Source organism: Streptomyces chrestomyceticus JCM 4735, assembly GCF_003865135.1.
Lineage (GTDB): Bacteria > Actinomycetota > Actinomycetes > Streptomycetales > Streptomycetaceae > Streptomyces > Streptomyces chrestomyceticus.
In genome coordinates, this window is sequence record NZ_BHZC01000001.1 from 8,533,308 (window position 1) to 8,558,125 (window position 24,818).

Genomic DNA, 24,818 nt, shown 5'->3' on the forward strand with positions numbered 1-24,818 from the left:
CCGGCCGAGCCCTGTGCTCAGGCCAATTCCGGGACGGGGTCGTGGCCGTGCTCGGCCATGAACGCGTTCCGGGCCTCTTGCGCCCTCTGCGGAATCACGGCCATGCAGTAGTTCCAGAAGTCCGACAGGACAGCGGCGGCCTGGTCGACGGTGAAGTTGCCCTGCACATGGTCAACGTGCTCGTTCTGGATGCGTACGCCGTCAGGGGAAATCTCCGCATAGTGTGCATTGCCGCCGAATTCTTCGACCTGAGCCTTGGGATTACGTCGGGCCGCTGCGACCAAGGCGGCAACTTCCAGCAGGCTGTTGGGGGCGAGCTGGATGTCCGTCGTCACCCATTGCCCCAGTACGCGCAGGTCGTTGGGACCCGCATACCTCGGGTAGCCGCCATCGCTGGCGAAGTACTCGGTGACTCGCTCCATTGGTAGGAAACCTCTCTTATGACGGTGGGAAGACAGGGTATCCGGTCAGGGCGTGACCGGTGACCGGGTCGTAGTACCCCTGGATCCGGATTCCCTTGTATGTGCTCTCCCACATGTTGCTGATGGGGTCGACGACTTCCGCATTCATAAACGCTTTGCGGATGGCCCGGTCGCACTGTGCGGGAGTCCAGCTCTCAGGGAAAAAGGTGCTCTGTGCACGCTTCTTGATCCACTCTCCGTCACGGGGATTCTTCATCCACACATGCCCCCGTGTGAGCCCGGACGCGTGATCGCGGTCGGTGATCTTCGGCACCTTCACGCCCGGCCTGTCCCGCCCTCCGGGGCGTACGTGGTACCCCGTGACCCGCGCCTGGCCGTTCGCGCCGTATTTGATTTCTCCCTTGAGCACGTGATGCCGGGCGGAGTCGGGGAACTTGCCGCTCGGCTTGGCGCGGGCAAGCCCGCCGACGTTGCCCTGAGCATTGCGCAGCAGGGGGCGACCTATGGGACCGACAGGTCCGCCACCGGCCATGGCCAAGCGGCGGCCGCCCAGATCAGGCAGCGACAGGTTAAGGTTGCGCAGCGGATTGTCGAATGTGTGCCACCGCTTGCTGAAGTTGCGCAGTGGGACATTGATGTTGCGCAGGCCGTCGAGCTTCATGTTGCCGAGGACGTTCTTGACGCCCCCGGCTTCTCCGATGGCCCGGGCGCCGCGGACGGCTCCGCCGAAGGCGCCGCCCAGAAGGAGGCCGGAGGTGCCGGCGTCCTTCATTTCGGCGAGGTCGATGCCCTTCTGGTCGCCGAGCAGGTTGCGGCCGCCCTGGGCCACGACCACGTCCACGGTGATGGCTTCGACGCTGCCGATCGCTGCGGTGGCCAGGACCGTTCCGGCGATTTCGGCGACCGTGGCGGACACGGCCACGCCCGCGGTGCCCGCCGCGGCGACGATCGCCTCGGTGGCGCCTGCCGCGGCTATCTCGCTGATGCCGCCGGTGAACAGGGCCAGCGCCGTACCGGCCACCAGCACGGCCCCCGCGATCTCCAGCTCGTGCTCGATCTTCTTCTTGGCCGCGGCGATCTCGTCGGCGAACTTGTCCAGGGCCTTGGCCATGTCCCGGGCGGCGGACGCCACATCGTCCAGGTAGCCCTTGCCGCCGTGGTGGTACTTGCGCCAGAAGTCGCCGAACGCCTCGATGCCCGGACCCTTGTTGTTGTCGATGACGTCCTGGGCGGGCTTGTGCGCGGCGGCGGTGACGTCCTCCACGTCGTCGGCGAAGGTCCGCCACGCGCGGGCAGCCTCCCGCAGCTCGTCCTCGTCGCCTTCCGGCCACCACATGCCGGTCAGGTCCTGGACGATCTCCTTCGCCTTGTCGGCGGCGCTCACTGGCCACCGCCCTTGCCGAAGCCGGAAGACGAGGAACGGTCTGCTTCCTCGTGGTTGTCCGCCATGTCCTTCATGGCCTTGGAGATACTTTCCAGTCCCTTGACCAAGGCTTGGGTAGCCTTTTCGATTTGTTCGCGATGCGGGGCATACACGTGCTGGAACTTCTGCCCTTGCTCGTCGTCTCCCCACGGTGAGCCGAGCCCGTCCAGCGAGCCTTTGAGTTTGCTCGCCGCCTTCGCCAGTGCGTCCGCTTCCCGATGGAAACGCGGCGCTGCGGACTTGAGTTGGTCCGTGTCGATGTCGAAGCCGCCGCCGGCCATAGGTCCCCCCTGGAACTGTGCTTTCGGGTGTACCTACAACCTATCGCGAGCCACTGACAGTGCCGCATTCGCAAGCGTGCTGCTGTTCACCTCTCGTCGCTCTCCAGCGGCCAGGACGGTCGTGGTCGTAGCGCGCCGGTGTGCCATTCTCTGAGTAGTTGGTCGAAGATCGGGGTGTTGCCGTCCCGGGGTTGGTGGGGGTGGAACGGTTGGTGTGAGTGGTGGGTTGGTTGGTGGGGGTGGTGTGGTTGTGGGTGTGGGGGGTTCTGTGTGTCGTGCATGTTCGGAGTCAACACGGAGGTGGTGGTCTGGGGTGCGGTTCGCCACGGGGGGCGGGGGGAGAAGCCCTCGCGTCGGTGATGGGCAGAAGATACGTTCCCGCGGGCTTCGGGCGCGTCTCGGGCAGGACGGGTAGGGGGCGGGCTTCGCGGTGGGGGTGGTCTTGGTGGAGTGTCAGGTTGTCGGTAATAACTCGGCTGTGTAATTGCTGTGTGCGGGCTATCCCCTTTCTGTGAGGGGGTGGTATCGGCCATGCTTTGTGCCGTCGTTTATGGAGGGGAGTGTGGGGAGGGGGTCGGAAAGTGGCTGGTTGAAGGTTGATCGAGTGAGGAGGGTGGCGGCGGGTAGGTGGCTGAAGGGTGGGCGGAAGTGCTGGTCGGGTGGGTGGTGTTGGGTGCCTGGCGGGCTAGGGGAAGCGTTTCTGTGGGGTTGGAATTTTTGGTGGTGGCAACCGGAGGGGACGCTCCGGGGGATTGACCGGAAACATGCTGGACGCAGCAGGATTCGTCATTCCGCTTCCGTGGCTCATGTTTCTCTCATGTTCACGTGGCACGGTGAGGTGGCGTGTTCGAGGCGGCACCGGAACCCACGTACGGCCGTGCCCTTTTCCTGTGGCGGGACATCCCGCTATTCCGGTGCCGTCGCCGCCGGTAATGCACTTCCCCTGAAAACCGGCCTCGGCGCAAGGCCGCCGACCTCCGAAGGCGCCGTCCGCGGCGGCGCCCCGCGCGGTCGTGCCCGCGCCGGAGACACCACCGTCGCCCTGCGGTGCCCCGACCCCTCCGCTTCCGGGAGAGACCACCATGTCCGCCACCACCTTCGTGGACCGGCCCGTCCTCACCGAACGGCCGCACGGCCGCTGGCAGTTCTGGCACACCCCGGTGGGCCGGCCGCGCTGGGACCGGCCCGCCCTCCTGGGTATCGCCGCGCTCGCCGCGGTGCTGTACGCCTGGAACATCACCAGCAGCGACTACGCGGGGTATTACGCCGCCGCCGTCCGCAGCATGTCGGAGAGCTGGAAGGCGTTCCTCTTCACGGCCTTCGACCCGGCGTCCACCGTCACCCTGGACAAGATCGGCGGCTTTCTGTGGCCGCAGGCGCTGTCCGCGCGGATCTTCGGGTTCAGCAACTGGGCCCTGACGCTCCCGCAGTGCGTCGAGGGTGTCGTCTGCGTCCTGGTGATCCACCGCACGGTGCGCCGCTGGCGCGGCCCGGCGGCCGGTCTGCTCGCCGCCGGAGTGCTGACCCTCACGCCGGTGGCGGCGTCGATGTTCGGGCACGCGCTGCTGGAGGCGCCGCTGACCATGTGCCTGGTGCTGGCCGCCGACCAGTGCGCGAAGGCGATGGGCACCGGGCGCCTGCGCCCCCTGCTGCTGGCGGCGGTCTGGGTGGGACTGGCCTTTCAGGCGGCGATGATGCAGGCGTGGATCATCGTGCCGGCGCTCGCCGTCGCGTACTTCGTCGTGTCACCGGCCGCGCTGCGCAAACGGCTCGGCCATCTGCTGACCGCGGGCGCGGTGCTGTTCGCCGTCTCGTTCTCCTGGGTCCTGCTGATGACCGTCGTACCGAAGGACGCACGGCCGTACGTGGACGGGTCGCGCGACAACAGCGCCCTGTCGATGGTGTTCGGCTACAACGGCTTCGACCGGCTGAAGTCCGGGTGGAACATCGATGCCGCAAACAGTACGACTCCGAGGGCAGGGGCAGGGACGGCCAAGGGGGCGTCCGGAGCGGGTGGCGGGGCCGCGGCTTCTGCCAAGACGGGTTCCGGGCGGCATGTTCCCGGGCAGGTCGGTTCGGGCGTGAAAGCCGCGCCCGGCACCGGTCTGGCCCAGGGAGGGCAACAGGCCCAAGGCGGTGGGGCGCACGTGGCGGTGGGCGCCCCGACCAGCGGCTGGCTCAAGCTCTTCCGCGCGCCCCTGGCGCAGCAGATCGGCTGGCTGTTCCCGCTGGCGCTGTCCGCCCTCGTCCTCGGGTTCGTCACCCGCCGCAAACAACCCCGTACGGACCCGGTGCGCGGCGGCTACCTGCTGTGGGGCGGATGGCTGCTGACGGCGATGGCGGTCATGAGCGCCATCAACGTCCCGCACGCCACGTACATGGCCGCCCTCGCGCCCGGCCTCGCCGCGCTCTCCGCCGCCGGGGTTGTCACGCTCTGGCGCGTTCATCGGAGGCATGAGGGTGAGCCTTTGATGCGCCGTCAGGTCGAGGGGCGGGAGGTGACTGCACCTCAGGGGAAGGGGAGCCGTGCCGGATACGGTGTCTGGGCGGTCTTGCGTACGTGGCTGCTTCCGGCCGTCATCGCGGCGCAGGCGGCCTGGGCGGTTTATCTTGCCTCCGGTCACTCCGGTTGGGTGCCATGGCTGATCCCCGTCGTCGTCGTGACGGCGCTCGTCGCCGTCGGCCTGCTCGCCCACGGCGTCCTTCGCGCCCGGCGCGGCGAGGATGGACCGGACGTTCCGAGTGGACCGGATGCCCGGAGTGGATCGGACGCCTCTCGCGCTCCGGCGCATGCCCGCGCGCAGCAGTACGCCCGCGCCCGTCAGCGCGCCCGCGCGGGGCGCATCGCCATCGCCGGGCTGATCGTCGGCTGTGTCACGATGACGGCGGCACCCGCCACCTGGTCGCTGTCCGTGCTGGACCCGCGCTACACCGGTTCCGCGCACTCGGCGTCCGCGGGCCCGCAGGACTCCACGCTCGGCACGCCCACCCGGCTGACGGACACCCAGCGCAAGATCCTCGATTACGTCGAGCGGCGCCGTGGCTCCGCCGACTACGCCTTCTCCGCCGGGCTGTTCACCGCGGAGCCGTACATCCGCCTCGGCGGCTCCGCGGTCCTGCCGCTCGGGGGCTTCGCGGCGGGGACCGAACCGGTCACCCTCAGCGAGTACCAGCGCCTGGTGGCGGCCGGGAAACTGCGCTTCGCGCTCGTCGGCGCGGGGGACGGCGTGGGGAATTCGGAGACGGCGCGGATCAGCCGGTGGGTGCGGTCGGCGTGCGAGAAGGTCGACCCGTCGGCGTACGGCGGTGAGACGGGCGCCGGCAGTGGGAGTGGGAGCGGCAGCGGTAGCGAAAAGGGCAATGGGAGCGGCAGCGGGGGCGGGCAGCAAGCCGGGGCCGGAGTCAAAGCTGGGGCGGGGACGGCCCAAGCTGGAGCTGGTGCCGGACCTGGCGTCGCCCAGAGCCTCTACCGCTGCTCCCCCGCGAGCACGAGCGCCTGACGCCGTACGCGCCGACGCACCCGCCTGACGACGCCCGCACCCACCACGCCTCCCGGCGAGGAAGCGGCGGAGCCCCACCACGTCCCCTCTTCCGCCCCTCGCCGGCTATGACCCTCTTGGCCCGTCGTGCCCCTCTTGACCCGTGAGCGAGCGGGCCAGCACAGTACGGGGAACCGTCTGGTCCGCAGTCCGACCGGTCTCCTGACCTCGCGTCAGGGGAGTTGGAGGGTGCCGTGCACAGCAGCCCGAGCGTCGTGCCGCCCGGCCCGGACGCCGGCGTACCGGCGGCGGACGAGCCGTCGAACGCCCTGCCGTCGGACGCCGCGCCTGCGCCGTCGAACGCCGCGCCGTCAGACGCCCCCTCGCCGGACGCCCTGACCTCGGACGCCCTGCCCTCGTACGCCCTGCCGCCCGTCGACGAAGCGGCCGCCGTGGCCCTCACGCAGGATCTGGTCCGGCTGCGGACCGTCAACGCCGCGGGCGCCAAAACCGTCGAGCAGCCTGCCGTCGACCTCCTCTGCCGGCTCTTCACCGAGTTCGGCTGGCCGTACGACGTCGTCGAGGTCGCCCCCGGACGGCCCAACGTCGTCGCGATCGTCGAGGGCGGCGGCGGGCCGGGCCGCACGCTGATGTTCGAGGGGCACACGGACGTCGTGACGGAAGGCGACGCCGCCGCGTGGAGCGTCGACCCGTACGGCGCGGAGATCCGCGACGGGCGGCTGTGGGGGCGCGGCGCCGCGGACATGAAGTCCGGGGTGGCGGCCATGATCTACGGGGCGCGGGCGCTCCAGCAGGCCGGGCCCTTCCCCGGCCGGATCGTCGTCGGCGTGCTGTGCGACGAGGAGGGGCTGATGCTCGGCGCCAAGGCGTTCGCCGCCTCGCCGATGGCCGCCGAGGTGGACGGCGTCGTCGTCTGCGAGCCGGAGGGGTACGAGGTGTGCACCTCGGCCCGCGGCGGCATCCGCCTCCGGCTGGACCTGCGCGGGGTGATGGCGCACGGCGCGATGCCGCAGGAGGGACGTAATCCCCTGGTCGCGGGCGCGCGCACCGTCGCCGCGTTCGCGGAGGCCGAGAAGTGGGCGGCCGGGCGGTACGGGACCCACCCGCACGCCGGGACGGTGACCGTCACTCCGACGGTGCTGCGCGCCGGCGACCCCGACCAGCTCAACGTCATCCCCGGCCACGGCGTGCTCGGCATCGACGTACGGACCGTGCCCGGTACGGACCACGCCGAGGTCGTCGAGCGGCTGTGGCAGTCCGCCGTGGCCGCCGCGGCCGACGTGGGGGTCACGGTCGAGCTGACCGTCGTCGACGACCGTCCGGCCGTGGAGATCGCCGCCGGCCATCCGCTCGTCCGGGCCCTGGTGGCCGGTCACCGGCAGGTGCACGGCGTCGAGCCGCCGTTCGGCGCGGTCCCCGGCACGACCGACGGGACGATCCTCACCCGTGACGCGGGCCTGCCGACCGTCGTCTACGGGCCGGGCGGCAAGTGGATCGCCCACCAGAAGGACGAGTACGTGGAGGTGCGGGAGATCGCCGAATACGCGCGGGTGTACGCGGTCGCGGCCCGGCACTTTCTCGACGGGAGCGAGAGCCGCACCGGGCCGCCCGATCCCGGGACTCAGGAAGGCGGCGACGCGGCATGACGCCTCCGGTCGGCCCTCGCGGCAGCCGCGACGACACCCCGGACGTGCCTCCGGCCCCGTCCGTAGGCGCGCCTCCCGCTCCGCCCGTGGACGCGTCGCCCGCCCCGCCCGTACCCCCTGGCCGCCTCCCCGTGGGCGACGGCTGGGTGCCCGCCCCGCGTACCGGTCCGGTGATCTTCCCGTACGACGGCGAGGAGTTCGCCACGGCGCCGGTGGGGGACCCGGACCTCGCCCGCCGCGCCGTCGCACACGCCGTGGCCGTCCGCCCCCGGGTGGCGAAGCTGGCCTCGCGCGTACGGCGTCAGGTGCTGGGCGGCGTGGCGGCGGACCTGGCGGACGTGGCCGGTCCGATGGAGGATCTGCTCGTACGGGAGACCGGCAAGCCGCGCATCGACTGCCGTACCGAAGTCCGGCGGGCCGTGGCCACCTGGCAGGCCGCGGCCGACGAGGTGGTGCACATCCACGGGGAGACGGTGCCGCTGGACCTGCTGCCCTCGGGGGACGGCATGTTCGGGTTCTGGACCCGGCGCCCGGTCGGTGTCGTGGTCGGCATCGCGGGCTTCAACTACCCGATGATGCTGGCTTCCCACAAGATCGCCCCAGCGCTCGCGGCCGGCTGCTCGGTGATCGTCAAACCCGCCCCGGCCACCCCGCTGGCCACCCTGTGGCTGGTCCACCTCGTACGGGAACGCCTCACCGCGGCCGGCGCGCCCGCCGGCGCCGTCCAACTGGTCACCGGCGACACCGAGGTCGGCCGCGCCCTGACCACCCACCCGGAGGTCGCCGCGGTCTCCTTCACCGGCTCCGCCGCCGTCGGCCACCGCATCGCCCGGGACGCCGCGCCCCGCAAGGTGGTGCTCGAACTCGGTTCCAACGCGGCGCTCGTGGTCGCCGCCGACGCCGACCTGGACGCCGCCGCGGACGCGGTGGCCCGCGGCGGCTACTACGCCTCCGGCCAGGCGTGCATCGCCGTGCAACGCGTGATCGCCGTGGCGGAGATCGCCGGCGAGCTGGAGCGGCGGATCGCCGAACGGCTGCCCAACGTCGTCGTCGGCGACCCGCGCGAGGAGCGCACCCGGGTCGCCGCCCTCATCGACGAGGCCGCCACCGAACGCGTGCTGAGCTGGATCGACCGGGCCCGCGCCGCCGGGGCGCGGCTGGTGGCGGGCGGCACCCGCGTCGGCCGGTGCGTGGCGCCGACCCTGCTGGCGGAGGTGCCGGACGGCCAGCCCGCCTGGGACGAGGAGATCTTCGGGCCGGTCGTCGCCCTGCGTACGGTCCCGGACCTGGACGCGGCGTACGACCTGGTGAACGCCGGGCGGTACGGGCTGCACGCGGCGGTCTTCACCCGCGGCCTGGACGCCGCCTTCCGGGCGCTGGACGTGCTCGACGTCGGCGGCGTGGTGATCAACGAGGTGCCGGGCTACCGCAGCGACGTGGCTCCGTACGGCGGCGTCAAGGACTCGGGGCTGGGCCGCGAGGGCCCGCGGTTCGCGATCGAGGAACTGACGGTGACGCGGATGGCGGTGATCCGCCCGTGAGCGCCGGGGACGGCGACGGCGACGGTACGGGCCGTACTCCCCACGGCTCAGAAGCCCGTTCCCGTACCCCCCCTGGAGCCCCCCCCGCCCCGCACTCCACAACCCCGGAGCACCCCATGGACCAGGTGACCGAGTACGCGAAGCTGTTCCGCCTGGACGGTCGGCGGGTCGCGGTCGTCGGCGGGGCCGGCGGGATCGGGCGGGAGGCGGTACGTGCCCTGGCCGCCCACGGTGCCGAGGTGATCGTCGCCGATGTGGACGCGGCCGGCGCGTTCTCGGCGGCGGAGGCGGCCGCTGCCGAGACCCCGGCCCCCGGCAGCCGGACCGGTACGGCGACCGCGTTCCCCCTCGACGTGCTGGACGGCGACGCGGTACGGGACGCGGCCGCGCGGTGGGGCGCCCTGGACGGGCTGGTCGTCACCGTCGGCGTCAACGTACGCAAGCGGATCACCGACTACACCGCCGCCGAGTTCGACCGGGTCGTCGCCCTCAACCTGCGGGCGGTCTTCACCCTCGTCCAGGCCGTGGCACCCGGTATGGCGGAGCGCGGCCGGGGGAGCGTGGTCGGCCTGGCCTCCATGCGCGCCTTCCAGGTCGAGCCGGGGCAGAGCGTCTACGCGGCGTCCAAGGCCGGGCTGGTGCAGTTCCTGCGGACGGCCGCGGCGGAGTGGGGGCCGCGCGGCGTCCGGTTCAACGCGGTGGCGCCCGGAGTGGTCCGTACACCGCTCACCGACCAGATCGCCGCCGACCCGCAGTGGTACGACGCCTACGCGCAGGCGTCCGCGCTGCGGCGCTGGGCCCGCGCCGACGAGATCGCGGGCGCCGTCGCCTACCTCGTCTCGGACGCGTCCACGTTCGTCACCGGCAGCGTCCTGGCGGTCGACGGCGGGTGGACGGCGGTCGACGGCCGGTACGAGCCGTCGCTCTGAGCCCGCCAGCCCGGCCGGCCACTCGCCTGCCCGCCCGGCGCCTGCCCGGCCGCCCACCCGCACCGGCACACCGAAGTACCGGAACCCGGAACTCGGACATCAGACCCCGGACCCACCACGGAGACACATGCCCCCGCCCCCCACCACCTTCCCCCTCCCCGGCCTCACCGCCCCCGTCGAGATCCGCATCGACCGCTGGGGCGTCCCCCACCTCTACGCCGCCTCCCAGGACGACCTCTTCCTCGCCCAGGGCTTCAACGCCGCCCGGGACCGGCTCTTCCAGATCGACCTGTGGCGGCGCCGGGGACTCGGACTGCTCTCCGAGGTGTTCGGGGAGAGCTGCCTCGAACACGACCGGGCGGCCCGGCTCTTCCTGTACCGCGGCGACATGGCCGCCGAATGGTCCGCCTACGGGCCCGGTACGGAGCGCATCGCCGACGCCTTCGTGCGCGGTGTCAACGCGTACGTCGCGCTCTGCCGGGCCGATCCCGCGCACCTCCCGCCCGAGTTCGAGCTGCTCGGCCACCGGCCCGCCTACTGGGAGCCCGCCGACATCGCCCGCATCCGCAGCCACGGCCTCTTCTACAACCTGGAGCAGGAGGTCGCCCGCGCGCTGACCCTGCGCGATCACGGCCCCGAGGCCGAGGAGCTGCGGCGGGTACGGGAGCCGGCGCACGACCTCCGTGTACCGGAGGGCCTGGACCTGTCCGTCATCCCGGACGACGTGCTGCGCGTCTACCGGCTGGCCACCACCCCGCCGTGGGAGAACGGCGGGCCGTCCCAGGGGCCGGACGGCAGCAACAACTGGGTGATCGCCCCGTCCCGTACCGCCACCGGCCGCCCGCTGCTCGCCAACGACCCGCACCGCGCCGTCACCCTGCCCGCGCTGCGCTACCTCGCGCACCTGTCGGCCCCCGGCATCGACGCCGTCGGCGCGGGGGAGCCCGCGCTGCCCGGCATCTCCATCGGCCACAACGGCCGGATCGCCTTCGGGCTGACGATCTTCCCGATCGACCAGGAGGACCTGTACGTCTACCGCACCAACCCCGCCGACCCGCGGGAGTACTGGTACGACGGCCGCTGGGAGCCGATGCGCCGCGTCACCGAGACGGTCCCGGTGCGCGACGCCGGGCAGCCGGCCACCGTGGACCTGTGGTTCACCCGGCACGGCCCGGTGATCCACGACGACCCGGAGCGCGGCACCGCGTTCGCGGTACGGGCGGCCTGGCTCGGCCCCGGCATGGCCCCGTACCTGGGCAGTACCGGGTACCTGACGGCGGACGGCCCGGACGCCTTCGTCACCGCGATGGACCGGTGGGGCGCCCCCGGTGAGAACCAGGTGTACGCCGCTCCCGACGGGACCATCGGCTGGCAGCCGGGCGGCCGGGTCCCCGACCGTCCGAACTGGGACGGCACGCTGCCGGTGCCCGGCGACGGCCGCTACGAGTGGGCGGGCTTCCATCCCGTAAGTTCGCTGCCGTCCGTACGCGACCCCGCGCAGGGCTGGTTCGCCACGGCCAATCAGATGAACCTCCCGCCCGGCTACCCGAACGCCGACCGGACCGTCACCTACGACTGGCACGCGCCCGTCCGTCACGACCGGATCGCCGCGGAACTCGCCGCGCGCACCGGCTGGACCGTCGCGGACTGCGTGCGCCTGCAGACCGACCACACCAGCCTGACCGCACGCCGCCTCCAGCCGCTGCTGGCCGGCGTCAGCAGCGACGACCCGGACGTGGCATGGGCGCTGGAGCAGCTCCGCGCCTGGGACGGTGAGCTGGCGCCCGGCTCCCTCCCCGCGGCGCTCTTCGAGGTCTGGTTCCGGCGGCACCTGCGTCCGGCCGTAAGGGAACGGGCGTTGGCCCGCCTGGTGCCCCTGGACCGGCTGGCCGCCGCGCTGGCCCGTGTCCTGCCCGTCGGTGACGCCGCCACCACCGACCCCCGGGTGGACCTGGACCTGCTGCTCACACCGGGCGACCGGCTCGGCCCCGACCCGGACGGCACCCTGCGTACGGCCGTCCTGGACACCCTTCCCCCCGCGCTCGCCGACCTCGGGCGGCTGCTCGGACCGGACCGCGCCCGCTGGACCTGGGGAGCGCTGCACCAGGCGGAACCTCGACATCCGCTCACCGGGTGGCTGGGCGGGCAGGCGCCGGACTGGACCCGGGCCGGGCCCGCGCCGCGCGGCGGCAGCGGCGACACGGTCGATGCCACCGCGTACGGCCCGGACTTCCGGCAGACTGCCGGGGCGACCTTCCGGCTGGTGATCGACGTCGGTGACTGGGACGCCTCGGTGGCCATGAACGCGCCGGGCCAGTCCGGCGACCCGCGCAGCCCGCACTACCGTGACCTGTTCGCGGACTGGGCGGCGGACGGCGCCTTTCCGCTCCTGTACGGCCGCGCCGCGGTCGAACGGAACACCACCCAAGTGATCATGCTGAGGCCGCCGGACGAGCCGGCCGCGGACACCCCGCCGGACCACCGTGATTCAGATCACGGGAAAGGGGGTGTAACAAACCACCGGTAAGTGCGCGATGAATAAAGAGGTGCTCGCCGTGCACCGTGCCTATGTGTATCGAGAGGTTCCTCGTGTCACTCACCTCGCCCGTCATGCGACCGCAGGAGACAACCGAATCCCCGGCCCCGGAAGCCGTACCGTCCGACGGTACGGCCATCGAGGCGGCCGGCGGATTCACCCTGTCCCACGGTGACGAGGGGGACGCGCCGGCGCAGCAGGTCGCCGGCGCCGGAGCCTCCGCCGACCCGGTCAAGGACTATCTGAAGCTGATCGGCAAGGTGCCGCTGCTCAACGCCGAGCAGGAGGTGGAGCTGGCCAAGCGCGTCGAGGCCGGGCTGTTCGCCCAGGAGAAGCTGGACACCGGCGAGCCCGCCGGGAAGCTCCGGCGCGAGCTGGAGATCCTGGTCGCGGACGGTGCCCGCGCCAAGGAGCACCTGGTCGAGGCCAACCTCCGGCTTGTCGTCTCGCTCGCCAAGCGCTACACCGGCCGCGGCATGCTCTTCCTGGACCTGATCCAGGAGGGCAACCTCGGTCTGATCCGCGCGGTCGAGAAGTTCGACTACGTCAAGGGCTTCAAATTCTCGACGTACGCGACCTGGTGGATTCGCCAGGCCATCACCCGGGCGATGGCCGACCAGGCCCGGACGATCCGTATTCCCGTCCACATGGTGGAGATCATCAACAAGGTGGCGCGGATTCAGCGCCAACTGCTCCAGGACACCGGCCGCGAACCCACTCCGGAAGAACTGGCCAAGGAACTCGACATGGCCCCGGAAAAGGTCATCGAAGTACAGAAATACGGCCGTGAACCGATATCCCTGCACACCCCGCTGGGCGAGGAGGGCGACAGCGAGTTCGGCGACCTGATCGAGGACACCGAAGCGGTCGTCCCGGCGGAGGCCGTCGGCTTCTCCTTCCTCCAGCAGCAACTGCGCTCCATCCTGGAGACCCTGGCCGACCGCGAGGCCGGCGTCGTCTCCATGCGCTACGGCCTCAAGGACGGACAGCCCAAGACGCTCGACGAGATCGGCAAGGTCTACGGCGTGACGCGCGAGCGGATCCGCCAGATCGAGAACAAGACCATGTCGAAGCTCCGCCACCCGTCGCGGTCCCAGTTGCTGCGCGACTACCTGGACTAGGGACGCAAGCCCGGGAGCCGGAGGGCTTGCGGGGGAGGAGCGCCGGACGGCTCGCGGGGGAGCGGCGCCGGGGGGCGCGCGCCCCGCGCGATGCGCCCTCCGCAGCCCGGTGACCCGTCGCCGGGCCGCTGCTAGCCTCGCAGCAGCGGCTCGCGGGGGACGGGGGTCCGGGATGAGGTCCGCAGCAGCGAAAGCCGGTCGTGCCACCGCAACGGTGGTGCTGGTGCTTCTCGCCACCACCACAGCGTGTGGCCGGTCCGGCGGGCCCGGTCCCGGCGGCGTCCCGCCCGGCGCGGGGTCCGGCGGTGTCGCATCGACGGTGTCCGGGAGCGGTACCGAGGGCGGCGGGCCCGGCGCGCACGGGTCGAGCGCGGGTGGGCCGAGCGCCGGTGGGCCCGGAGCCGGAGACGGCTCGGGGGGCGCCGGTGACGGTTCGCACGGCGCCGGCGGCGGCTCGGCCGCGTACAGCCAGGGCGGCGACCCGATCACACCGGTGTCGCAGCCGCCGGAGGACACCGGCAACCCGGAGACGATCGGCGTCGGCGACACGCCCAGCCAGGGCCACGAGTCGCCCCCGCCCTCGTGCACCGACGCCGCGGGGCAGCGGGTCTCGTGCCGCGTGAAGGACTCTCCGCCGACGGACGAGGTTTCCCCCGGCCCTTCGCGGACGGACACCGGGCGGTCCGAACGGAACGGGGGCGGCGGCCCGACCGAGCAGGGCCGGCAGTCCGCGCGGTCGGACACCGGGAACACCCGGCCCGGCCCCAGCCCGGCCGCCGGCGACGTGCCCTGACCGGCGATGGGCGCCCCACCTGCGGTACCGGACGATCCGGCCGTCGTCGCGGCCCGTGCCCGCGCCCGTGCCCGGCGGCGCAGACAGCTCCGCCGTACCGCCCCGCCGCCGCCCGCCTCCGGCACGCCGCCGCCGTCCGGTCAGCGGTTCGAGTGGGCCAACACCGTCCTGGGCGCCGGATCGCTCGTCGGCGGCCTGATGTTCTACGCGGGCGTCATGCACAGCAGCGCCTACTTCGCCTACTTCCACGTCCGCGCGTCGATCCTCGGCTTCGGCTTCCCACAGATGATCATCTGGAGCCTGCGCCTGGTGACCCTGCCCGTCCTCATCGGCCTCGCCCTCTTGGCCGTGACACCGCGCCTGCCGGAGCTGCTCGTCGCGCTCCACGTCCCGCACCGTGTCACCCTCGGGGTGCGCCGCGCGGTCCGGGCCGTCGCCCGCCAGTACGTCCTGTTCGTGGCCGCCGGTGTCGTGCTGATGCTGCTGTGGCAGCACATCCAGCCGTACGGATGGGCGGCGCCGCTGCTGGTGGCCGCCGGCCTCGTGCTGGGCCAGAGCGACGCGGCGAACCCGGCCCGCCCGCCGCGCGGCCTGTGGCGCAGAGGTTTCCCCGTCGCGGCGGCGGCACTGTTCCTCGTATGGATGATCGCCCTGGTCGCGGGCCGCCTCGGTACGCAGGACGCCCGCTCGGCCGCCGCCCACCTCGTGCGCCGCCCCGCCGTCGTCGTGCTGAGCGTCGAACGCCTCAGCCTGACCGGCCCCGGCCTGGTGACCGAGACCCTCCCGGGCATGCACTACCGCTACCGCTACACGGGGCTGCGCCTGATCCTCGAACGCGACCGCCGCTACTACGTCCTCCCCGTCGGCTGGCGCGCCCGTACCGACCCCGCCTTCGTCATCGAGGACGACGACACGATCCTGGTCCAGCTCATGCCGGGCACCCAGCCCCAGGACGGGACGGACCCGCGGTGAGGGGCAAGTGCCCCGCCGAGCCACCGGATTTTGGTCCAGCGTGCAACCATCTTGCATGCGAGCCGGTCTGGCCTCGTATGAACGGATCGATGACGGGGACACGGTCGCAGCGCGTGGCGGGGGCCGCCGCGGCCGCGGTGCTGGTGACGCTGGCCGTGACGGTGAGGGCCGGCGGCAACGCGCCGGTGGCCGCCGTCGCCGGAGAGCCCGCCGGGGAGCCGGAGCTGAGGCTCGTCGGTATGGCGGGCACGTACTCCATCCGCCGGGACGACGGCCCGGCGGCGTACCGGATCACCTTGCAGGCCAGGGAGCCGCGCGTCGTCAAGGACGTCACCGTACGGATCGACCTGTCCGCCCTCGCGGGCCGGGCGGACGTCGCCTGGGTCGACGAGGGGCACCGGTGCGCTCTGGCGGGCCGGATCATGACCTGTGTGCTGGGGGACGTGGAACAGGGCATGACCTTCACCCCGTTCACCCTCACCCCGCGGCAGGGGGCCGCCCCGGGGCCGGTCGGGGCCATGACGACCACCGTGACCAGCGCCGACGCGCCCACCGTCCGCCACACCACCCAGGTGGTCGTGGGCGCGCCCGGGACGCCGCCGGACGAGCGGGAGTGAAGCCCGGCCGAAGGCGTTCCGCGGCGCGGCCGTTGCCCGTAGCGTTCGGTGCGTCACGAGAGAACCCGCACCGGACGGTGCGTCCGGCAGACGATCGCAGGAGGACATGTGACCAGCGCAGTCGAGCACAGCTCCGTCGAGGTGAACGGCGTCCGGCTGCACATCGCCGAACAGGGGGAAGGGCCGCTGGTCCTGCTCCTGCACGGCTTCCCGGAGTGCTGGTACTCCTGGCGCCACCAGTTCGCGCCGCTGGCGGCGGCCGGGTACCGGGTCGTGGCGCCGGACCAGCGCGGCTATGCGCGCAGCGACCAGCCGGCCGACATCGCCTCGTACACCATGCTGCACCTGACCGGTGACGTGATCGGCCTGATCCACGCGCTGGGGGAGGAGCAGGCGGTCGTCGTCGGGCACGACTGGGGCGCCCCGGTGGCCTGGACTACGGCGCAGTTGCGTCCGGACGTGGTGCGCGGGGTCGTCGGGCTGAGCGTGCCGCCCGCGCCGCGCTCTCCCGAACCGCCCCTGGTGCGCCTGCGGGAGCTGCTCGGGGACGGCTTCTACCAGGTCTACTTCCAGGAGCCGGGCGTCGCCGACGCCGAGCTGGCCCAGAACCCCACCGCCACCTTCCGCGCCATCCTGTCCAACGGCTCCGGCGACAGCCCGTTCACCGACCCGCCGCGCCCGTGGGTCGTCCCGGAGGGCGCCAAGCTGCTGGACACGATGGAGGAGCCGGCGGAACTGCCCGGCTGGCTGACCGAGGAGGACATCGAGACCTTCGTCGGCGAGTTCGCCCGGCACGGGGACCGCGCCTTCACCGGCGGTCTGAACTGGTACCGCAACATCGACCGTAGCTGGGAACTGCTCGCGCCGTTCCAGGGCCGCGGCATCGACGTACCGGCGCTGTACATGGCGGGCGACCGCGACCTGGTCCGGGCCTTCCCGGGCATCGATCAGCTACTGCCCGCCCTGGAACGGGCGATGCCGAACCTGCGGCAGGCCCCGGCCCTGCCCGGCTGCGGCCACTGGACACAGCAGGAGCGGCCGGACGAGGTCACCGCCGCGCTGCTGGAGTTCCTGGCGGAGCTGCCCGCGGCGAAGTGAAAACGGAGCGGGCCGGCGCACCCTCTTCCCGGGTGCGCCGGCCCGTTGTACGGGAATACGGCTGTGGGGGGTGAGCCCGCTGTACCGCTACACCGTGGCGTCGGCCTCCTCCGCCGTGTCCCGTGCGCGCTCGTTGAGCTTGCTGTGCCGCCGGCCGTAGCCGAAGTACAGCGCGAGGCCGACCGCGAGCCACACCAGGAAGCCGACCCAGGTGATCAACTGGAGGTTGAGCATCAGGTACAGGCAGCACAGCAGCGAGACCAGCGGGATGAACGGCACCCACGGCGTACGGAAGGCGCGGGGCAGGTCGGGGGCCGTGCGCCGCATGATCAGCACACTGGCGGACACCGCCGCGAAGGCGAACAGCGTGCCGATGTTGACCATTTCGGCGAGCAGGTCGAACTTCAGGAACGCCGCCAGCGCGGCCATGATCACGGCGAGCACGACCAGATTGGCCTTCGGGGTGCCGTGCCGCGGGTCCACCTTGCACAGCGCCTTCGGCAGCAGCCCGTCCCGGGCCATCGCGAAGACGACGCGGCTCTGCGACCGGAAGCAGATCAGGCTCACCGCCGCGAGGCCGACCACCGCGCCGAGGCTGATGACCGTGGCGAAGAAGGGATGGCCCTTCGCGGTGAAGGCGTCGGCCAGCGGAGCCTTGACCGACAACTGCGAATAGTGCTGCATTCCGGTGACCACCAGGCACACCGCCACGTACAGCACGGTGACGACGACCAGCGAGGCGATGATGCCGATGGGCAGATCGCGCTGCGGCCGGCGGGTCTCCTCGGCGGAGGTCGCCACCATGTCGAAACCGATGTAGGCGAAGAAGACCATGGCGGCGGCGCTGAGAATTCCCGCGACACCGAAAGCCGTCGGGGTGATGCCCGTCAGTAGCTGCAACAGCGGCGCCTGGAGTCCGGACACCTTGGCGGTGTGCTGCGCCTCGGGCACGAAGGGGCTGTAATTCGCGGTGTCGATGAAGAACAGCCCGGCGACGATGACCAGCAGCACAATCGCCAGCTTGATGCCGACCAGCACATTGGTGACGCCCTTGGACAGCTTTCCGCCGACGACGAGCACCACGCCCAGCACGAGCACGAGAAGCGCCGCGGGAAGATTCACCACAGCGTCGTCGCCCCCGCTCAGCGCGGCGGGCAGATGCAGCCCGAGGCTGTTCAGCATCGATTGCAGATAACCGGACCAGCCGACCGCCACCACCGCGGTGGCCAGGGTCAGTTCGAGGCTCAGAGCCCAGCCGATGATCCAGGCGGGCAGTTCGCCGAGCGAGGTGTACGAATACGAGTACGCGGAGCCCGCCACCGGGACCGAGGACGCGAATTCGGCGTAGCACAGCGCGGCGCAGGCGCAGACCGCGGCGGCGACGACGAAGGAGAGCGCCACCGCCGGACCGGCCATGTTCCGGGCCACCGTACCGGTCAGCACGAAGATTCCGGTGCCGAGAATGACACCGACCCCGAGGATGGTCAGATCGAGCGCGGAAAGATCCCGGCGAAGTTGTTGTTCGCCCTCTCCACGAGCCTCCTTGACGGCTCGCTCCAAAGGCTTTTTGCGCAGCAGACTCACGGTGGGTGTTCCGAACTCTCTCAGGGGTACGGGAAACGGACGGACGCGTTCCCGGTCGGAGTCTCCGTCAGGCGTCCGCGTCCTCGCAACGTAACGCTCCGGCATCTCAAATACTGGGACCGGAGCCGGGACGTGGCGGACCGCCCGCGCGAAAGAGCCGGACCCGCGCGAACCGGTGCGGCTGTGCCGCCGCGCCGGAATTCCCGTTCGTCCGCCGCGCCCGTCGGCTACAGTGGAGGACATGGCTTCCTGGTACTACTACATCTGAGACCGGGCGTGACCGCGGTCGGCTGATTCCTCGCCGCCCCGCCGTACGACCGGCAGCGCCGCCGTCCGCGCAGGAGCATCTGCCTGCGGACCGCCGCGCCGATTCCGCGGTCACCTCTTTCTGCAGCCGCAGCCAGCCGTATTCCGCATTCTGCTGCGCGCTGCCCTCCCGGCCTCCATCGGAATCCGGCCCCCGTGCGCAGGGCGCACGGCGCGGCCACGACGTACCCAGGGAATTCCCGTGCGCCATCGCGCCCAATTGACCATGAAAGACGTCTCCCGCGGCTACGGCGACCGCACCGTGCTGGAGCAGGTGTCGCTGACCGTGCGCCCCGGCGAGAAGGCCGGCGTCATCGGAGAGAACGGCTCCGGCAAGTCCACGCTGCTCCGGCTGCTGGCCGGGGCCGAGGCGCCGGACACGGGCGAGATCACCGTGTCCTTCCCCGGCGGCACCGGCCACCTCGGCCAGACATGCGCACTCGACCCGTGCGGCACCGTCCAGGACGCCGTCGACGCGGCCCTCGCCGAACTCCGTGACCTGGAAGCCCGGATACGCGCAGCGGAAGCCGCGCTGGCCACCGCGACACCGCACGAACTCGACGCGTACGGCGAGCTGTTGACCACGTACGAGGAGCGCGGCGGCTACCAGGCGGACGCCCGCGTGGACGCCGCCCTGCACGGCCTCGGCCTGGGCCACCTCACCCGCGACCGGGTGCTCGGCTCGCTCTCCGGCGGCGAGCGGTCGCGCCTGTCGCTCGCCTGCGTACTGGCCGCCGCGCCCGAACTCCTCCTGCTCGACGAGCCCACCAACCACCTCGACCGGCAGGCCACCGCCTGGCTGGAGGCGCACCTCGCGGCGCACCGCGGCACGCTGCTCGTCGTCACTCACGACCGTGACCTGCTCGAAGCGGTCACCTCGGCCGTCCTTGAGGTCGACCGCGACCTGCGGACCGTCACGCGGTACGGCGACGGCTGGCAGGGCTACCGGACGGCGAAGGCCGCGGCCCGCCGCCGCTGGGCGCAGGACCGCGAGGAGTGGCTGGCGGAGGTCGCCCGGACCGCCGACCTGGCGGAGTCGGCCGGCCGACGGCTGGCCGGGACCGGCAAGGACCCGCACCAGGGCTTCGGCAAGCACCGCCGCTCGCACGAGGCGAAACTGTCCGGCCAGGTCAGGGCGGCCCGGCAGCGGCTGGACCGGCTCCGGCGGCATCCCGTGCCGGAGCCTCCCGTACCGCTCCGGTTCACGGCCGAACTGGCCACGGCTGCCCCGACAGCGGCTGAGGCGGTGGACGGGCTCGGTACGCCTGCCACCACACGCGGCCCCCTCGCCCGACTGACCGGCATCACGGTCGGCGACCGGCTGCGCATCGCCGAGCTGACCGTGCAGCCGGGCGACCGCCTGCTCGTGACCGGCCCCAACGGCGCGGGCAAGACGACGCTGCTGCGCGTCCTGGCCGGTGACCTGCGCCCCGACACGGGCACCGTGCGCCGGCCGGCCCGTACCGGTTACCTGGCGCAGGAACTGTCCACGGCCGTACCTCCCAGGCAGTCCCTGCTGGCTGCCTTCGCAGCCGGTCTCCCCGGCCCGCCCGAGGAGCACGCGTCCGGACTGCTGGCCCTCGGTCTCTTCCGGGAGGAGGACCTGACGGTCCCGGTGGCGGCCCTGTCCGTCGGCCAGCGGCGCCGGCTGGAGCTGGCACGCCTGGTGACGCGCCCCGCCGACCTGCTCGTCCTGGACGAGCCGACCAACCATGTCTCCCTCGCCCTGGTCGAGGAGCTGGAGGAGGCGCTGTCCGCCTACCGCGGCGCGGTGGTCGTGGTCTCCCACGACCGGCGCTTCCGCAGCGGGTTCCGCGGGCGTGAGCTGGAGCTCGACGGAGGCCGGGCGGTGTGCGAGCGGGAGCGTCTCGCGGGGAGCCGCTGAGCGGACGGGCGGCGGGCGCGCTCCGGGTGCGCCCGCCGTGCCGAGGGCCGAGAGTGGAGGAGGAGCCCGCGAGGAAAGGGTGGAGCGACAACCTGTCCGGTGGCGGAGGGGCATGACGGCGCGGTGAACGGGCACGCGTGCGGACACGCCGGACGGCGGCGTACGGCCGAGGGGACGATGCCCGGCACACGGGAACGTGTGCGGCGCACGAGAGACCCACCGGTCGCACACGCCACACAGAAACCGTCCGCACACGTTGTAACCGTCAAAATCCGGGCACCCGGAACACCGTCAAGACATCACCGTCAAGGCTGTCACGCCTGTCAGTCGGTGACCCGCGCACCTGAGGAGGAAGCGCCATGCACCTCTCGCTCCTTCAACCGATCATCGACCGGCCGGGCCCCTGGGCCTCCGTGTACGCCGAGGTGCCGCACAGCACCGAGGACGCGGCCAAGCAGCGCGAGCTGTCGGCGGACGCGGCGGCCCGGCAGCTCGCGGAGCAAGGGGCGGACCGGGCCACGTGCGACGCCGTGCGCGAGGCCCTGGCCGGATTCCGCGCCGACGGCGACACCGCGGCCCCCGCCGGGCGGGCGGTCTTCGCCACGGACGGCGAGGTCGTCCTGGACACGCCGCTCGCCGGGCGCCCCGCCCAGCCGTTCGCGGACTGGTCACCGCTGCCCAGGATCACCCCGTGGGCCGAGGCCGCGGCGGACAACGCGGGCTGCCTCGTCGTGTACGTGGACCGCATGGGCGCCAACTTCGAGCTGCACGACGACCGGGGCGGCACGGAAGCCGGCCAGGTCGACGGCGTTGACTGGCCGATCCACCGCACCGCCACGGCGGACTGGTCCGAACGGCACTTCCAGACCGCGGTCGAGAACACCTGGGAACAGAACGCCGGCGAGATCGCCGAGGCCGCGCAGCGCGTCTTCGCCAGCAGCGGCGCCAAGGTCATGCTGCTGGCGGGCGACCCCCGCGAACGCCGCTCGGTCCACGAGAAGCTCCCCGAGCAACTGCGCTCGGTGACCTACGAGAGCGACCACGGCGGCCGGGCCGCGGGTTCCGACAGCACCGCGCTGGCACGCGACATCGCCCACGTACGGGCCGCCCATGAACGCGACCACGTGGCCGACGTCCTCGACCGCTTCCGGGCGGGCGCCGGAGTGGGCGGCACGGACCCCGCGTACGCCGCGACCGGCGTACCGGCCCTCGTCGAGGCGGCCCGCGAACACCGCATCGACACCCTGATCATCACCCCCGGCGGCGCCGACGCCGGCCGCGAGGTCTGGGTGGGCCCCGGCGCCGACCAACTGGCGATCCGCAACTCCGAACTGCAGTACCTGGGCGAGACCAACCCGTCCGCGGCCCGCGCGGACGACGCCCTGCTCCGCTCGGCCGCCGCGAACGGTGCCGAGGCCGTGGTCGTCCGCGACCCCGCCGAAGCCCCGACGGGCGGCCTCGGCGCCATCCTCCGCTGGAGCACGCCGACCCAGCACGAGTAGGGGCGCGTCGGCACCGGACCGGTGCTCGGGCAGTCTGCGCACTGTCCGGGCACCGGTCTTTTCGTGCGCGGAAGCGGTACGGAACCGTTCGGCGCGGGAGGAAACGGGGGTACTGCCGGATCGGCCCCGGCAGCGGTTCGCATGGGCCGGTAGCCGGTAGCCGGTAGCCGGTAGCCGGTGGTTGGGTACACCAGGCCCTGCGCCTGGGCCTGTTCTTCGAGGAGCCCGCCTGCCCACGGCTATGGACATCGTGGCCCAGGTGGTGGTCAACCCCCAACACCGTCCTCAAGGCGTACCGGGAGCTCGAACACCAGGGCCTCGCCGCGCCCGAGCCGGGCGTCGGCACCTTCGCGTCGTGCACCCTCGGCGACTCCGAGCCCGCCGAATACGAGCCGATGCGGCGGGAGTTGCTGTGCTCGCTCGGCAGGGTGCGGGTTGGCGGGCCGGACGAGAACGGTACGAGCGCCACCAGGCGCCGACTGCACCCTGAGCGTCCCGGGCGGGCGGGTGGTCGGGCTGGTCGGCCCCAACGGCGCCGGGAAATCAACCCTGTTGCAACTGGCTGCGGGCTGATCTCGCCGACCTCCGGCACCGTCACGGTCCTCGGCGAGCCGCCCGCGTCCGGCCCGGAACAACTGGCGAAGGTCGGCTTCGTCGCCCAGGACGCACCCACCTACGCCACCCTGACCGTCGCCGACCACCTGCGTCTGGGCGCCCGCCTCAACCCGGGCTGGGACGCCCGGCTCGCGGACGACCGCATCCGCCGGCTCGGCATCGACCTTGCCCAGCGCGCCGGTGCGCTCTCCGGCGGGCAGCGCGCCCAGCTCGCCCTGACCCTCGGGGTCGCCAAGCGGCCCGAACTGAGCCGGTGGCCGCCCTCGACCCGCTGGCGCGACGCGAGTTCCTGCGCGGCCTGATGGAGTTCGTCGCGGAGCACGAGGCCACCGTCGTCCTCTCCTCGCACCTCGTCTCCGACCTGGAACGGGTCTGCGACCACCTGATCACCCTCGTCGCCTCCCGCGTCCGGCTCGCGGGCGACGTCGAGGAACTGCTCGCCACCCACTTCCGCCTCACCACGGCACGCCGCGACGCCGACAGCCTGCCGGACGGCCTGGAGGTCGTCCGGGCCGTCCACACCGGCCGGCAGAGCACCTTCGTCGTCCGTGCCGAGTCCGCCGTCCACGACCCGGCCTGGGTCATGGAACCGCTCGACCTGGAGGATCTCGTGCTCACCTACCTGGACCCGGCCGGAGCCGCCCCCGGCGCCCGCCCCGTACCGGAGACGCTGAGATGATCTGGCTGACCTGGCGCCAGTTACGCGTCCACGTCCTTGTCGCCCTCGCCGCCCTGGCCGCGACCGCCCTTCTCCTCCTGGTCACCGGCCTGCAACTGCGGCACTCCTACGACACCGACCTCGCCGGCTGCGCGACCGGCTGCGGCGCGGCCGAGGCGGCCTTCCTCTCCCGGTACGCCGGCCTGTCCTATCTCGCCACGGGCCTCGTGATCGCCGTGCCCGGCCTCCTCGGGGTCTTCTGGGGCGCGCCGCTGATCGCCCGCGAAGTGGAGGCGGGCACCCACCGGCTGGTCTGGAACCAGAGCGTGACCCGCACCCGCTGGCTCGCGGTCAAGCTCGCCACCGTCGGCCTGGCCGCCGTCGCCGTCACCGGCCTGCTCAGCCTCCTGGTGACGTGGTGGGCGGGTCCGCTCGACCAGGTCGCCATGGACCGGTTCTCGCCCCTGCTGTTCAGCGCCCGCGGCATCGTGCCCCTCGGCTACGCGGCGTTCGCCTTCACCGTCGGCGCCTGTGCCGGGCTGCTGATCCGGCGGACCGTACCCGCCATGGCCGTCACGCTCGCGGTCTTCGCCGCCGTCCAGGTCCTGCTGCCGGTCGCGGTCCGCCCGTACCTCCAGAAACCGGTGCACACCGATGTCGCGCTGGACCTCTCGGAGAGCACATCGGGCCGCTACACGCTCCTCAGGTCGGGCTCCGGCGCCGAGGCCCGCGTGGACGTGGAGGTGTCCAGGCCCGGTGACTGGGTCGTGTCCGGGGCGAGCCCGGTCCTCGACCGGTCGGGGCGGGACACCGGCCGCAGCCTGGCCTGCGCGGAGGCCGCCGGCTGCACCGTCCCGACAGACCTGCACACGCGGATCGCCTACCAGCCCGCCGAACGCTACTGGGCCTTCCAGTGGTCCGAGACCGCGATCTGCCTCGCCCTCGCCGGGCTGACGGGCGGATTCTGCGCCTGGTGGCTGCGCCGCCGCAGGAGCTGAAAGCCTGCGGGCGGGCGCCGGGCCGGGGTCATGACGCAAACTCCGAGCCGACCAGGCCCGCGCGGCGGGCTCCTTCCGCCGGGGCCGGCCATCGGGTCCAGGGCCGCCCCGGCAGACAGGGCCGAGCTGGTCAGGCGGAGCCGTAGGAACCGGCTGAAGGTGCCGTGACCTGCTTGCTTCCGGCCTTGGTGAAGACCGTCACCGTCAACTCGACCTTCCTTTCGCTCTTCCTCCTGTGGCCCACGCTCGCAGGCTAGGAGCGGGCGCGCCGGCCGGACAGGGCGCACGTTCCGCGCCCGGTCGCGGAATCCGGGCGCACACCGGGCCGGACGGCGCGTCCGTCCCACAAGGCGCGCGGGCCTCACCGCACTCTGGGCCTGGCGGAGACCTC

The 24,818-nt window shown here is 72.5% G+C and carries 17 protein-coding genes and 2 pseudogenes; 15 read left to right on the plus strand and 4 right to left on the minus strand.

All coding sequences use genetic code 11. The features are described 5' to 3' along the window. Nucleotides 1–17 precede the first annotated feature (17 nt). From EJG53_RS36815 to EJG53_RS36825, 3 genes are read right to left on the minus strand one after another with little or no spacing between them, the layout of a single operon-like run. Nucleotides 18–422: a hypothetical protein gene (locus EJG53_RS36815; protein WP_125048506.1), complete on the minus strand. Its 405-nt coding sequence runs from the start codon at nt 420–422 to the stop codon at nt 18–20. Nucleotides 423–438: 16 nt separating this feature from the next. Further along, nucleotides 439–1,806: an EndoU domain-containing protein gene (locus tag EJG53_RS36820; protein ID WP_125048507.1), complete on the minus strand. Its 1,368-nt coding sequence runs from the start codon at nt 1,804–1,806 to the stop codon at nt 439–441. After that, nucleotides 1,803–2,126, minus strand: coding sequence for a WXG100 family type VII secretion target (locus EJG53_RS36825; protein WP_125048508.1), 324 nt, complete (start codon nt 2,124–2,126; stop codon nt 1,803–1,805). The genes EJG53_RS36820 and EJG53_RS36825 overlap by 4 nt, the downstream gene beginning before the upstream one ends. 1,082 nt (nt 2,127–3,208) lie before the next feature. Here EJG53_RS36825 and EJG53_RS36830 point away from each other — a divergent pair. The 10 genes and pseudogenes from EJG53_RS36830 (at nt 3,209) to EJG53_RS36870 (ending at nt 16,879) form a co-directional block, all read left to right on the plus strand. Further along, nucleotides 3,209–5,626 (plus strand): ArnT family glycosyltransferase, encoded by a 2,418-nt coding sequence (locus EJG53_RS36830; RefSeq protein WP_176602272.1) that lies wholly within the window; start codon nt 3,209–3,211, stop codon nt 5,624–5,626. Nucleotides 5,627–5,859: 233 nt separating this feature from the next. Further along, a complete protein-coding gene (locus tag EJG53_RS36835; RefSeq protein ID WP_244955489.1) occupies nt 5,860–7,272 on the plus strand; it encodes a M20 family metallopeptidase in 1,413 nt (470 codons plus the stop codon). Between the two features lie 86 nt (nt 7,273–7,358). Continuing rightward, complete coding sequence (locus EJG53_RS36840) at nt 7,359–8,813, plus strand: aldehyde dehydrogenase family protein (RefSeq protein WP_244955490.1); 1,455 nt, start codon at nt 7,359–7,361, stop codon at nt 8,811–8,813. Between the two features lie 116 nt (nt 8,814–8,929). Next, nucleotides 8,930–9,742: an SDR family NAD(P)-dependent oxidoreductase gene (locus tag EJG53_RS36845; protein WP_125048510.1), complete on the plus strand. Its 813-nt coding sequence runs from the start codon at nt 8,930–8,932 to the stop codon at nt 9,740–9,742. A 127-nt stretch (nt 9,743–9,869) separates the two neighbouring features. Then, nucleotides 9,870–12,269: a penicillin acylase family protein gene (locus EJG53_RS36850; RefSeq protein WP_125048511.1), complete on the plus strand. Its 2,400-nt coding sequence runs from the start codon at nt 9,870–9,872 to the stop codon at nt 12,267–12,269. A gap of 149 nt (nt 12,270–12,418) precedes the next feature. Beyond that, a pseudogene (locus tag EJG53_RS36855) lies at nt 12,419–13,399 on the plus strand (RNA polymerase sigma factor); the annotation flags it as partial. 319 nt (nt 13,400–13,718) lie between these two features. Then, nucleotides 13,719–14,192: a hypothetical protein gene (locus tag EJG53_RS36860; RefSeq protein WP_125048513.1), complete on the plus strand. Its 474-nt coding sequence runs from the start codon at nt 13,719–13,721 to the stop codon at nt 14,190–14,192. 6 nt (nt 14,193–14,198) lie between these two features. Beyond that, the gene (locus EJG53_RS36865; protein ID WP_125048514.1) at nt 14,199–15,164 is read left to right on the plus strand and encodes a hypothetical protein; all 966 of its coding nucleotides are present in this window, start codon (nt 14,199–14,201) and stop codon (nt 15,162–15,164) included. 89 nt (nt 15,165–15,253) lie between these two features. Beyond that, complete coding sequence (locus EJG53_RS40830) at nt 15,254–15,781, plus strand: hypothetical protein (protein ID WP_154806428.1); 528 nt, start codon at nt 15,254–15,256, stop codon at nt 15,779–15,781. Nucleotides 15,782–15,889: 108 nt separating this feature from the next. Then, entirely contained in the window at nt 15,890–16,879 is a 990-nt protein-coding gene (locus tag EJG53_RS36870) for an alpha/beta fold hydrolase (protein ID WP_125048515.1), read from the plus strand. Nucleotides 16,880–16,966: 87 nt separating this feature from the next. Here the strand turns inward: EJG53_RS36870 and EJG53_RS36875 are convergent, their stop codons facing one another. Continuing rightward, nucleotides 16,967–18,439, minus strand: a complete 1,473-nt coding sequence (locus EJG53_RS36875; RefSeq protein ID WP_125049830.1) for an amino acid permease — start codon at nt 18,437–18,439, stop codon at nt 16,967–16,969. Nucleotides 18,440–18,995: 556 nt separating this feature from the next. Here EJG53_RS36875 and abc-f point away from each other — a divergent pair. From abc-f to EJG53_RS36895, 5 genes and pseudogenes are all read left to right on the plus strand, one after another. Next, nucleotides 18,996–20,654, plus strand: a complete 1,659-nt coding sequence (gene abc-f, locus EJG53_RS36880; RefSeq protein WP_125048516.1) for a ribosomal protection-like ABC-F family protein — start codon at nt 18,996–18,998, stop codon at nt 20,652–20,654. Nucleotides 20,655–21,013: 359 nt separating this feature from the next. After that, a complete protein-coding gene (locus tag EJG53_RS36885) occupies nt 21,014–22,156 on the plus strand; it encodes a baeRF2 domain-containing protein (RefSeq protein ID WP_125048517.1) in 1,143 nt (380 codons plus the stop codon). Between the two features lie 507 nt (nt 22,157–22,663). After that, a pseudogene (locus tag EJG53_RS44050) lies at nt 22,664–23,073 on the plus strand (ATP-binding cassette domain-containing protein). Further along, nucleotides 23,025–23,450, plus strand: coding sequence for an ATP-binding cassette domain-containing protein (locus EJG53_RS43060; protein ID WP_244955491.1), 426 nt, complete (start codon nt 23,025–23,027; stop codon nt 23,448–23,450). The pseudogene EJG53_RS44050 and the gene EJG53_RS43060 overlap by 49 nt, the downstream one beginning before the upstream one ends. After that, complete coding sequence (locus EJG53_RS36895; protein ID WP_125048518.1) at nt 23,447–24,427, plus strand: ABC transporter permease; 981 nt, start codon at nt 23,447–23,449, stop codon at nt 24,425–24,427. The genes EJG53_RS43060 and EJG53_RS36895 overlap by 4 nt, the downstream gene beginning before the upstream one ends. The last annotated feature ends 391 nt before the right edge of the window (nt 24,428–24,818 follow it).

Bases quoted from the DNA above. Each gene is read 5' to 3' on its own strand.
- EJG53_RS36815 (WP_125048506.1), bottom strand. From the start codon at position 422: ATGGAGCGAGTCACCGAGTACTTCGCCAGCGATGGCGGCTACCCGAGG.
- EJG53_RS36825 (WP_125048508.1), bottom strand. From the start codon at position 2,126: ATGGCCGGCGGCGGCTTCGACATCGACACGGACCAACTCAAGTCCGCA.
- EJG53_RS36830 (WP_176602272.1), top strand. From the start codon at position 3,209: ATGTCCGCCACCACCTTCGTGGACCGGCCCGTCCTCACCGAACGGCCG.
- EJG53_RS36845 (WP_125048510.1), top strand. From the start codon at position 8,930: ATGGACCAGGTGACCGAGTACGCGAAGCTGTTCCGCCTGGACGGTCGG.
- EJG53_RS36850 (WP_125048511.1), top strand. From the start codon at position 9,870: ATGCCCCCGCCCCCCACCACCTTCCCCCTCCCCGGCCTCACCGCCCCC.
- EJG53_RS36865 (WP_125048514.1), top strand. From the start codon at position 14,199: ATGGGCGCCCCACCTGCGGTACCGGACGATCCGGCCGTCGTCGCGGCC.
- EJG53_RS40830 (WP_154806428.1), top strand. From the start codon at position 15,254: ATGACGGGGACACGGTCGCAGCGCGTGGCGGGGGCCGCCGCGGCCGCG.
- abc-f (WP_125048516.1), top strand. From the start codon at position 18,996: ATGAAAGACGTCTCCCGCGGCTACGGCGACCGCACCGTGCTGGAGCAG.
- EJG53_RS36885 (WP_125048517.1), top strand. From the start codon at position 21,014: ATGCACCTCTCGCTCCTTCAACCGATCATCGACCGGCCGGGCCCCTGG.
- EJG53_RS36895 (WP_125048518.1), top strand. From the start codon at position 23,447: ATGATCTGGCTGACCTGGCGCCAGTTACGCGTCCACGTCCTTGTCGCC.